At 62.5% G+C, this 10,330-nt stretch carries 10 protein-coding genes; all 10 read left to right on the top strand.

The window, feature by feature from the left end:
• Nucleotides 1-573: DUF3306 domain-containing protein (locus V7080_RS19175; protein ID WP_442947254.1), on the top strand; the 573-nt coding region annotated here is incomplete at its 5' end.
• Entirely contained in the window at nt 548-2,647 is a 2,100-nt protein-coding gene (locus V7080_RS19180; RefSeq protein ID WP_334189999.1) for a 4Fe-4S dicluster domain-containing protein, read from the top strand. The genes V7080_RS19175 and V7080_RS19180, both read left to right, overlap by 26 nt.
• A 25-nt stretch (nt 2,648-2,672) precedes the next feature.
• Entirely contained in the window at nt 2,673-3,287 is a 615-nt protein-coding gene (locus tag V7080_RS19185) for a TorD/DmsD family molecular chaperone (protein ID WP_334190000.1), read from the top strand.
• A gap of 364 nt (nt 3,288-3,651) precedes the next feature.
• The gene (locus V7080_RS19190) at nt 3,652-3,849 is read left to right on the top strand and encodes a hypothetical protein (RefSeq protein WP_326859855.1); all 198 of its coding nucleotides are present in this window, start codon (nt 3,652-3,654) and stop codon (nt 3,847-3,849) included.
• A 24-nt stretch (nt 3,850-3,873) separates the two neighbouring features.
• Complete coding sequence (locus V7080_RS19195) at nt 3,874-6,837, top strand: formate dehydrogenase subunit alpha (RefSeq protein WP_334190001.1); 2,964 nt, start codon at nt 3,874-3,876, stop codon at nt 6,835-6,837.
• A 25-nt stretch (nt 6,838-6,862) separates the two neighbouring features.
• Nucleotides 6,863-7,510 carry a formate dehydrogenase FDH3 subunit beta gene (gene fdh3B, locus V7080_RS19200; RefSeq protein WP_334190002.1) on the top strand — a complete coding sequence of 216 codons (648 nt, stop codon included), beginning with the start codon at nt 6,863-6,865 and terminating at the stop codon, nt 7,508-7,510.
• Nucleotides 7,507-7,722, top strand: a complete 216-nt coding sequence (locus V7080_RS19205; RefSeq protein ID WP_334190003.1) for a hypothetical protein — start codon at nt 7,507-7,509, stop codon at nt 7,720-7,722. Before fdh3B ends, V7080_RS19205 begins: the two co-directional genes overlap by 4 nt.
• 56 nt (nt 7,723-7,778) lie before the next feature.
• Complete coding sequence (locus V7080_RS19210; RefSeq protein WP_334190004.1) at nt 7,779-8,891, top strand: formate dehydrogenase subunit gamma; 1,113 nt, start codon at nt 7,779-7,781, stop codon at nt 8,889-8,891.
• Nucleotides 8,888-9,253, top strand: coding sequence for a hypothetical protein (locus V7080_RS19215; RefSeq protein WP_334190005.1), 366 nt, complete (start codon nt 8,888-8,890; stop codon nt 9,251-9,253). Before V7080_RS19210 ends, V7080_RS19215 begins: the two co-directional genes overlap by 4 nt.
• A 72-nt stretch (nt 9,254-9,325) precedes the next feature.
• The gene (locus tag V7080_RS19220) at nt 9,326-10,171 is read left to right on the top strand and encodes a formate dehydrogenase accessory sulfurtransferase FdhD (protein WP_334190006.1); all 846 of its coding nucleotides are present in this window, start codon (nt 9,326-9,328) and stop codon (nt 10,169-10,171) included.
• Nucleotides 10,172-10,330: the final 159 nt, after the last annotated feature.

The raw sequence follows: 10,330 nt of genomic DNA on the forward strand, positions 1-10,330 counted from the left end.
CGGAAGGAGGCGGCAGTGGAAGCTGAAAGCTTTTTTGCCCGCTGGTCCAAGCGCAAGGCGGACAGCGCATCCGAGCCGGTGCAGACCGAGCAGGTTGCACCTGCGGAAACGCCACTGCCCGAGGAAGACCTGCCGCCGCCGACGATTGAAGACGTGGCCGCATTGACGCCGGAATCCGATTTCACCCGCTTCGTCGCCAAGGGCGTCGATGAAGATATTCGCCGCTCGGCGATGAAAAAGCTGTTCACCGATCCGCATTTCAATGTCATGGATGGCCTCGACATCTATATCGACGATTACAGCAAGTTCGAGCCGATTCCGCCGGAAATGCTGGCGATGCTGAATCACGCCAAGGGCCTGCTCGATCCGCTGTCGCAATTCCAGCAACCGCTGATGCGCCTGCTGGAAGACGTCGCGCCTCCGGAAGCGCCGGTCGACGAACCATCCGCCCAGGCGGAACCCGACATGGCGGCGGCTTCGGCCGACGATGCCGCCGCAGCACCGGCGGACGATGTACCACCGCCCGAATCACCTACGAAGCCCGACGATGACAACCCAATTCAAAGTATGTAACTGCAACCGCACCATGCCGCTCGATGCCGGCGCCGGGGAGAAGCTCGGTGCCGCGCTCGGCAGCGGACCGCTGGAGGTTGCCAGCCAGCTATGCCGGCGCGAAGTCGGCGCTTACCTGCAGGCGCTCGACGGCGTCGACAACCTCGTCGTTGCCTGCACCCAGGAGCAGGCGCTGTTCGGCGAGCTGGCGCAGCAAAAGCAATCGGTAGCGCCGCTGCGCTTCGTCAACATCCGCGAGACCGGCGGCTGGGGCGCGCAAGCGAAGGAGTCGCTGCCGAAGATGGCGGCCCTGCTGGCGGCGGGCGCGCTGCCCGACCCGGAACCCGTGCCGACGGTGGAATACGATTCGGGCGGCAGCGTGCTGCTGATCGGTCCTTCGGACAGGGTGATGGCGTGGGCGAGGCGACTGAATGGCCAGCTCGACGTCAGCGTGCTGCTCACCACCGGCCAGTCCGGCAACGCGGTGTGGCAGGAACGGGTTTTTCCGGTGTTCTCCGGCGACCGTATCCAGATAGACGGCTGGCTGGGCGCATTCAAGGTGCGCTGGGAACAGATCAATCCGATCGACCTGGAAACCTGCACCCGCTGCAACGCCTGCATCGATGTCTGCCCGGAAAACGCGATCGACTTCAACTACCAGATCGACCTCGACAAATGCCGCTCCCATCGCGATTGCGTGAAGGCATGCGGCGCCATCGGGGCGATCGACTTCAGCCGCGAGGCGGACAGGCGCGACGGCGATTTCGACCTGATATTCGATTTGTCCGACCGGCCGCTGATCAGCCTGCACCAGCCGCCGCAGGGTTATTTCGCGCCGGGCGCGAGCGAGACGAAGCAGGCGGAAGCTGCTCTGCAACTGACGCAGATGGTCGGCCAGTTCAGCAAGCCGAAGTTCTTCAACTACAAGGACAAGCTGTGCGCGCACAGCCGCAACACCCAGATCGGCTGCAACGCCTGCATCGAGGTGTGTTCCGCCGCCGCCATCGGCCATAACGGCAACCACATCAAGGTCAATCCGAACCTGTGCGTCGGCTGCGGCGCCTGCACCACCGTCTGTCCGTCCGGCGCGCTGAGTTACACCTATCCGCGTGCGACCGATCTCGGCACGCGCCTGAAAACCTTGCTGACCACCTACGCCAGGGCCGGCGGCACGCAACCGGCACTGCTGCTGCACAGCCAGGCCGGCGGCGCGGCGCTGATCGGGCAGGCCGGACGGCTGGCCAAGGCGGGCGGGACGATCAGGGGCTTGCCGGCACGCATGATGCCTGTCGACCTGCACCATACCGCCTCCACCGGCATCGACGTATGGCTGGCGGCGATCGCATACGGGGCGACGAATATCGCCATCCTCGCCACCGATGAGGAAGCACCGCAATACCTGGATGCCATCGCGGCGCAGATCGGCGTAGCACAGGCCATCCTTTCCGGGATGGGCTATGCCGGCACCCATGTGCAACTGATCCGGGCCACAACGCCGGAAGCACTCGATGTTGCGCTGCACACCATGCAGCCGGCACAGGTACTGGGGCAGCGCGCCACGTTCAACCTCGCGCCGGACAAGCGCAGCACGCTCGATTTCGCGCTCGATCACCTGCTGAAATCCGCGCCGCAGAAACCGGTGGAGATCGCCCTGCCGGCAGCGTCTCCCTACGGCACGATCAACGTCAACAAGAGCGCCTGCACGCTGTGCATGTCCTGCGTCGGCGCCTGCCCCGAATCGGCGCTGACCGACAACGCCAACATGCCGCAGCTGCGGCTGACCGAACGCAACTGCGTGCAGTGCGGACTGTGCGAGAAAACCTGCCCGGAAAACGCGATTACCCTGACGCCGCGCCTGCTGCTGGCCGACACGGCGAAGCAGGCGGTGGTGCTGAACGAAGCGCAGCCGTATCACTGCATCCGTTGCCAGAAACCGTTCGGCACGCTGCAGATGATCGAGAACATGGTTTCGAAGCTGTCCATGCACGGCGCCTTCGCCGGCAATATCGACCGCATCAAGATGTGTTCCGACTGCCGGGTGATCGACATGATGGACAACAAGCGGGAAACCACGATCGTGGACCTGAAGCGCTAACTTACATAACGCGACCGACAAACACATGACCAGTGCCCAGCCCCTGAAATTCGAAGCGCCCGACCAGGGCGAGGAAACCGCCCGCGCCGACCTCTATGGCTTGCTGGCCACCCTGTTCTATGCGCCGCCGTCACAGCAGCTCCTCGACACGATCGCGTCGGCGCGCAGCGAGGGCGAGGGCGTGCTTGAACAGTCATGGGCGGAGCTGTCAGCTTCATGCAAGCTTGCGCGGGCAGAATCGGTGAGGGAAGAATATGAGGCGCTTTTCCTCGGCGTCGGCAAACCGGAAGTGATGCTGTACGGGTCCTTCTACCTGTCCGGCTTTCTGATGGAAAAACCGCTGGCGGCGCTGCGCACCGACCTCGCGAACCTCGGGCTGCAACGGGATGAACGCGTGCCGGAGAGCGAGGACCATGTCGCATCGCTGTGCGAAGTCATGCGCTACCTGATCGCGTCGGACGATCCGCTGCATGCCAATATCGCAACGCAAAAGCAGTTCTTTGCGAACCACATGCAGCCCTGGGTGCTGCAGATGTGCGACGCGGTGACAGCGCATCCGGGGACGCGTTTTTATGGCCCGGTGGCGCGGCTGGCGAAAAGTTTTTTTGAAGTGGAGATGCAGGCGTTTGATATGGCGTAATGTTTGTACTTCACTATAAAAGGTTGTGAGCGAACCGGCTCCTTCCCCCTTGCAGGGGGAAGGTTGGGATGGGGGTAGTGAGGTTGCGCCAACGCATGCAATAGCTCGACCTCACTACCCCCACCCTAACCCTCCCCCTGCTAGGGGGCGGGAACTTGGCCGCTATGGTGTGAAGCATGAAATTTTTTCAACCGCACAGCCAGCCACACTAAACTGAACAATATAGTGTTACTCTGCACCAATATATCGCACGACGAGGGATCCGCCGCATATTGCACTGCAATACACGCGCCGGAAAGATTGTGCTAACTTGAACTACATAAGAAAGTAACGACAGATTACTCATGCCACTTAGGAGACAACCATGGCAGAGCAGAGCAAGATTGCAAGAAGAAGTTTTTTCGCCGGTCTCGGATTAGTCGCAGCCGCAGGCATCGCAGCGAAACTTTCCCCCAAAGCCGTCACCGCCGCCGTCGCAGAACCTGCCCCGGAAAAACCGGCGGGTACCGGCTACCGAATGACGGAACACGTCAAAAAATACTACCGCACCACCACCATTTAACCGTCAACCGTCGAGGGGACAACCATGCTGTTGACTCGCAAGGGCCAGTCAGGCCAGCGCTCGCCTAATCGTTTTTCATCCAGCCTCAGCCAGACCCTGTCGCGCGCATTGCCGACCATGGACCGACGAACGTTCCTGAAGCGTTCCGGCATCGGCGTCGGGGCCGGCATCGCCGCTTCCCAGTTGAGCTTGATTCAGAAAGCCAAGGCGGCCGACAGTGCGGCCGGCGCAGGCGGCGGAAAGATCGAAGTAAAGCGCACCGTGTGCACCCACTGCTCGGTCGGCTGCGCTGTCGATGCCATCGTCGAGAACGGCGTCTGGGTGCGCCAGGAACCGGTATTCGATTCGCCGATCAACCTCGGCGCCCACTGCGCGAAAGGTGCGGCGCTGCGCGAGCACGGCCACGGCGAGTACCGGCTGAAGTACCCGATGAAGCTGGTCAACGGCAAATACCAGCGCATCAGCTGGGACCAGGCGCTCAACGAAATTTCCGCCAGGCTGCTCGACATGCGAAAGACCAGCGGACCGGATTCGGTGTTCTGGGTCGGCTCGTCAAAGCACAACAACGAACAGGCGGCGCTGATGCGCAAGTTCGTGTCGTTCTTCGGTACCAACAATACCGACCACCAGGCCCGCATCTGCCACTCCACCACGGTGGCCGGCGTCGCGAACACCTGGGGCTATGGCGCGATGACCAATAGCTACAACGATATGCAGAATTCGAAAGCCGCACTGTATATCGGTTCCAACGCTGCGGAAGCGCACCCGGTGTCCATGCTGCACATGCTGCATGCGAAGGAAACCGGCACCAAGATGATCGTCTGCGATCCGCGCTTCACCCGCACCGCCGCCAAGGCCGACCAGTACATCCGCTTCCGCTCCGGCAGCGACGTCGCCGTGCTGTTCGGTATCGCCTACCACGTGTTCAAGAACGGCTGGGAAGACAAGAAGTACATCAATGACCGCGTCTACGGCATGGAGAAGGTGAAGGAAGAAATCATGAAGTGGACGCCGGACCGCGTGGAGGAAGTCTCCGGCGTGCCGGAGGCCGAGATCTACAAGGCCGCCGAGACCATGGCCAAGAACCGTCCATCCACCATCGTCTGGTGCATGGGACAGACCCAGCACACGATCGGCAATGCGATGGTCCGTGCCTCCTGCATCCTGCAGTTGGCGCTGGGCAACATCGGCGTTTCCGGCGGCGGCGCCAACATCTTCCGAGGCCACGACAATGTGCAGGGCGCGACCGACGTCGGCCCGAATCCCGATTCGCTGCCCGGCTACTACGGCCTGGCCACAGGCTCCTGGAAGCACTGGGCGGCGGTGTGGGGCGTGGACTATGAATGGATCAAGAAGCAGTTCGTATCGCAGGCGATGATGGAGAAATCCGGCACGACCGTGTCGCGCTGGGTGGATGCGGTGCTGGAAAAGAATGAACTGATCGACCAGGACAGCAACGTCAAGGCGATGGTGTTTTGGGGCCATGCGCCGAACTCGCAGACGCGCGGCCTCGACATGAAGAAGGCCTTCGACAAGCTCGACCTGCTGGTGGTGATCGACCCCTATCCGTCCGCCACGGCGGCGATGGCGGCGATGAAGGTGGACGGCCAGGAGCTGAACCCGAACCGCGCGGTGTACCTGCTGCCGGCGGCAACCCAGTTCGAGACCTCCGGTTCGGTGACGGCCTCGAACCGTTCGATCCAGTGGCGCGAGAAAGTGATCGAGCCGCTGTTCGAGTCGCGCACCGACCACATGATCATGTACCAGCTGGCCGAGAAGCTCGGCTTCGGCAAGGAACTCGTTGCGAAGATCAAGCTGGTGCCCGGCAAGGGCGGCATGATGGAACCGGAACCGGAAGACATGCTGCGCGAAATCAATCGCGGCACATGGACCATCGGCTACACCGGCCAGTCGCCGGAGCGCCTGAAGGCGCACATGCGGAACATGCACCTGTTCGACGTGAAGACGCTCAAGTGCAAGGGCGGCAAGGATCCGGTAACCGGCTATGACATGACCGGCGATTACTTCGGCCTGCCCTGGCCCTGCTACGGCAATGCCGAATTGAAGCATCCCGGCTCGCCGAACCTGTACGACACCACCAAGCATGTGATGGACGGCGGCGGCAACTTCCGCGCCAACTTCGGCGTCGAGCGCGAGGGCGTGAACCTGCTGGCGGAAGACGGCTCGCATTCGGTCGGCGCCGACATCACGACCGGCTATCCGGAATTCGATCACGTCCTGCTGAAAAAGCTCGGCTGGTGGGGCGACCTGACCGAGGCCGAGCAGAAGGCCGCCGAAGGCAAGAACTGGAAGACCGACCTGTCCGGCGGCATCCAGCGCGTCTGCCTGAAAGTGCATGGCGTGCATCCGTTCGGCAACGCGAAAGCGCGCGCCTTGGTGTGGAACTTCCCCGACCCGGTGCCGCTGCACCGCGAGCCGCTGTACAACACCCGGCCGGACCTCGTCGCCAAGTACCCGACGCACGAGGACAAGAAGGCCTTCTGGCGCCTGCCGACCTTGTTCAAGTCGGTGCAGGACAAGAACGTCGAAGCCAAGCTGGCCGAGAAATTCCCGATCATCCTCACCTCGGGACGACTGGTCGAGTACGAGGGCGGCGGCGAGGAAACCCGGTCCAATCCGTGGCTGGCCGAGCTGCAGCAAGAAAACTTCGTCGAGATCAATCCGAAAGCGGCGGCCGATCGCGGCATCCGCAACGGCGAGTTCGTGATCGTGTCGACACCGACCGGCGCCCGGCTGAAGGTGAAGGCGCTGGTGACGCCGCGCGTCGGTCCCGATACCGCATTCATCCCGTTCCACTTCTCCGGATGGTGGCAGGGCAAGGACATGATCGATTCCTATCCGGAAGGCGCAGCGCCGGTGGTACGCGGCGAGGCGGTCAATACGGCGACGACATACGGCTACGACTCGGTGACCATGATGCAGGAAACCAAGACCACGATTTGCAATATCGAGCGTTTTACCGCTTGATCGATAGAACGCTGAGGAGACAAACATGGCACGGATGAAATTCATTTGCGACTCGGAGCGTTGCATCGAATGCAATGGCTGCGTCACCGCCTGCAAGAACGAGCATGAAGTCCCGTGGGGCGTGAACCGCCGTCGGGTGGTGACCGTCAACGACGGCGTGATCGGCGCGGAGAAATCGATCTCGGTGGCCTGCATGCACTGCTCCGATGCACCCTGTGCGGCGGTCTGCCCGGTCGACTGCTTCTACCGTACCGACGAAGGCGTGGTGCTGCACAACAAGGACACCTGCATCGGCTGCGGCTACTGCTCGTATGCCTGCCCGTTCGGCGCACCGCAGTTCCCGTCCAACGGCGCCTTCGGCCTGCGCGGCAAGATGGACAAGTGCACCTTCTGCGCCGGTGGCCCGGAAGAAAACGGCACGAAGGCGGAATTCGATAAATACGGCCGCAACCGCCTGGCCGAAGGCAAACTGCCGGCCTGCGCGGAAATGTGTTCTACCAAAGCGCTGCTGGGCGGCGACGGCGACGCGATCGCCGACATCTTCCGCACCCGCGTACTGCGCCGTGGCAAGGGCAGCGAAGTGTGGGGCTGGGGTACCGCCTACGGCAAGGCGCCGAATGCGCCGGCAAACGGGACTGTGCCGGCGAATGGTACGGAAGGGAAAAAATCATGATGAAACTTTTGCTGGCATCCGCATCGCTGGTCGTCCTGGCCGGCTGCGGCGAGAAGGAGCAAACCACGGGCAGCAGGGGCGACAGCGCGCCATGGCAAGGCGCGAAAAACGCCTATATGGAAAAAGGCTGGACCGCCGGCGACAAGACGGCATGGGAAACCCAGCTCCGCACCCGTTCGCAGCAGCAGAACGAGTACGTCAAAAGCAACTGAACGCTTGTCGCGGCGTACGGGCATGTGACGCCGCCGCACGAGCAGAGGGAAACATCATGAAAACATGGTTTGCCAGTCTTGCCATCGGACTGTCGGTCCTGACGATGTCGGCGGCACCGGCCGTCGCCCAGCAGGCGCCGGCCGCACCGAATGTCGAATCGGTCGATATCCTCAAGCAAAGCCAGGCCGAGCGCGCCATCGTCCAGCCGGGCAATAATGCGCCGGTGTGGCGCACCATCAAGGAAGGCACGGAAAATTATTCCAGCCTGCCGTATCCGGAAGCCGGCGTCCTGATCCAGCCGAAGGCGCAGTTCCCGGGCCAGGCGCAGGCCGTCACCGCCGGCGAGGCATGGCGGCAATACCGCAACGGGCCGCTGACCCAGATCGGCGGCTGGCTGCTGATCCTGGCGATCGCCGGCATCGCCGGCATGTTCCTGCTGAAGGGATCGATCAAGCTGCAGCATCCCCGCACCGGCCGCCTGATCGAACGCTTCACCTCGGTGGAGCGGATCGCCCACTGGACGATGGCGATCAGCTTCGTCGTGCTGGCGATCACCGGCATCGCGATGCTGTTCGGCAAGTACGTGCTGCTGCCGGTGTTCGGCCACACGCTGTTCGGCTGGCTGGCCTATGCGTGCAAGAACATCCACAACTTCGTCGGACCGCTGTTTACCGTATCGACCCTCGTCTTCTTCGTGATCTACGTGAAGGACAACCTGCCGCATGCGACCGATATCGAGTGGATCAAGCGTCTCGGCGGCGCGGTCGGCAAGGGCCATGTCAGCGCCGGGCGTTTCAATGCCGGTGAAAAGCTGTGGTTCTGGTTCGGCGTGGTGTTGCTCGGCCTGGTGGTCAGCACCTCCGGCTTCGTGCTCAACATGATCGTGCCGGGCCTGCAATACGACCGCAGCATGATGCAGGTGGCCAACATCATCCACTTGAGTTCGGCAACGCTGGTCACCGCGATGTCGTTTGCCCATATCTACATCGGCACGATCGGCATGGAAGGTGCATATCAGGCAATGCGCACCGGTTATGTCGACGAGACCTGGGCCAAGGAACACCATGACCTGTGGTACCAGCAAATCGAAAACGGCGAGATCCCGCGCATGCGCACGAAGGAATCCATCGCCAACCGCCCAACGGTCCTGAAGGAGAACCGCACATGAAGAAGTTGTCGTTCGGCTTGATCGCCCTTGCAATTTGCGGCGCGGCGCAGGCAAAACTGCCACCGCCGACCCCGGAAGCGACAGCGGCGGCAGCGGCCGCCAAAGACAAGGCGGCGTGGGGCGACAAGGTCGCCGCCTACAAGCTCTGCCTGTCGCAGGACAAGGTCGCGGCGCACTATGCGAAGACCAAGAACGTGAGCATCAAGGGCGGGCCGGAAGTCCCGGCATGCACCGATCCCGGCCCCTACGTGGCGGCACAGCAGGCAACCCAGGTCGGCGTCGCCGATGCCAAGCCGGTACCGGCGGCGGGTCAGCAGACCCAGCAGGCCCAACCGGCCCAGGCTGCCGAGACGAAGAAGTAAGGCAGGAAACCACGCAGCACGATGCATGGCGATGCCGGTCGCCATGCCAGACCCGGAATAAAGCGATTCGCCATGTCACGCCGCCCTCTTCTTTCCAGTGCAACCGTCCCTCTCACCAGGGAAGTCGAAGTGATGGACGAGCGCGGCCGCCTGTCCACCATCTCGATCCCGGCCGAGCGTCCGCTCACCGTGTATGTCGACAAGCGCGAACTCGTCACCCTGATGACCCTGGGCGGCGCGCCGGAAGCCCTCACGCTCGGCTATCTGCGCAACCAGCGGCTGGTGCGGTCCATCGACGAGATCGAATCGGTGCAGGTCGACTGGGAAGTGGAAGCGGTTGCCGTCACCACCCGCAACGGCATTGCCGACGTGGAAGAACGGACGTCGAAAAAAGTCGTCACCACCGGCTGCGGCCAGGGCTCGGTCTTCGGCGGGCTGATGGATGAAATCGACACTATCACCCTCTCCCCCGACGCACGCCTGAAGCAATCGACGCTGTACAAGATCGTCGACACCATCCGCGTGCAGCAATCGATCTACAAGCAGGCAGGCTCGGTACACGGCTGCGCGCTGTTCTCGTCGGACGGCGACCTGCTGTACTTCGTCGAAGACGTCGGCCGCCACAACGCCGTCGACTCGATCGCCGGCCGCATGTGGCTGGACGACATCGGCGGCGACGACAAAATCTTTTACACCACCGGCCGGCTGACATCGGAAATGGTCATCAAAGGCGCGCAGATGGGCATCCCCTTCCTGCTCTCCCGCTCCGGCACCACCCAGATGGGACACATGGTCGCCGACAAGCTCGGCATGTCGCTGCTTGCACGCTGCACCGGGAAGCATTTCCTGCTGCTGACGGGCAAGGAGAGGTTGATTCTGGAACCGCATTTGCTGGAGGGTGGGTTGCGGGTAGCGTGAGGGGTTGTGCATTTCAATAATCAATGCGACAACGACCTAGCCCGCGCTTAAAGGCTTTGGTTGTTGAATTCCGCTTGGACGCTGCCGGGAAAGTGGCGCCCCGAGCGGATGAAGAAGCGAAATTTGTCTGAGCCGCAGGCGAGTTTATTTCGCTTCCCG

This window comes from Noviherbaspirillum sp., assembly GCF_036846085.1.
Classification (GTDB): domain Bacteria; phylum Pseudomonadota; class Gammaproteobacteria; order Burkholderiales; family Burkholderiaceae_D; genus Noviherbaspirillum.

Bases quoted from the DNA above. Each gene is read 5' to 3' on its own strand.
- V7080_RS19215 (WP_334190005.1), top strand. From the start codon at position 8,888: ATGAAGAAGTTGTCGTTCGGCTTGATCGCCCTTGCAATTTGCGGCGCG.
- V7080_RS19195 (WP_334190001.1), top strand. From the start codon at position 3,874: ATGCTGTTGACTCGCAAGGGCCAGTCAGGCCAGCGCTCGCCTAATCGT.
- V7080_RS19185 (WP_334190000.1), top strand. From the start codon at position 2,673: ATGACCAGTGCCCAGCCCCTGAAATTCGAAGCGCCCGACCAGGGCGAG.
- V7080_RS19190 (WP_326859855.1), top strand. From the start codon at position 3,652: ATGGCAGAGCAGAGCAAGATTGCAAGAAGAAGTTTTTTCGCCGGTCTC.
- V7080_RS19210 (WP_334190004.1), top strand. From the start codon at position 7,779: ATGAAAACATGGTTTGCCAGTCTTGCCATCGGACTGTCGGTCCTGACG.
- V7080_RS19205 (WP_334190003.1), top strand. From the start codon at position 7,507: ATGATGAAACTTTTGCTGGCATCCGCATCGCTGGTCGTCCTGGCCGGC.
- V7080_RS19180 (WP_334189999.1), top strand. From the start codon at position 548: ATGACAACCCAATTCAAAGTATGTAACTGCAACCGCACCATGCCGCTC.
- V7080_RS19220 (WP_334190006.1), top strand. From the start codon at position 9,326: ATGTCACGCCGCCCTCTTCTTTCCAGTGCAACCGTCCCTCTCACCAGG.
- fdh3B (WP_334190002.1), top strand. From the start codon at position 6,863: ATGGCACGGATGAAATTCATTTGCGACTCGGAGCGTTGCATCGAATGC.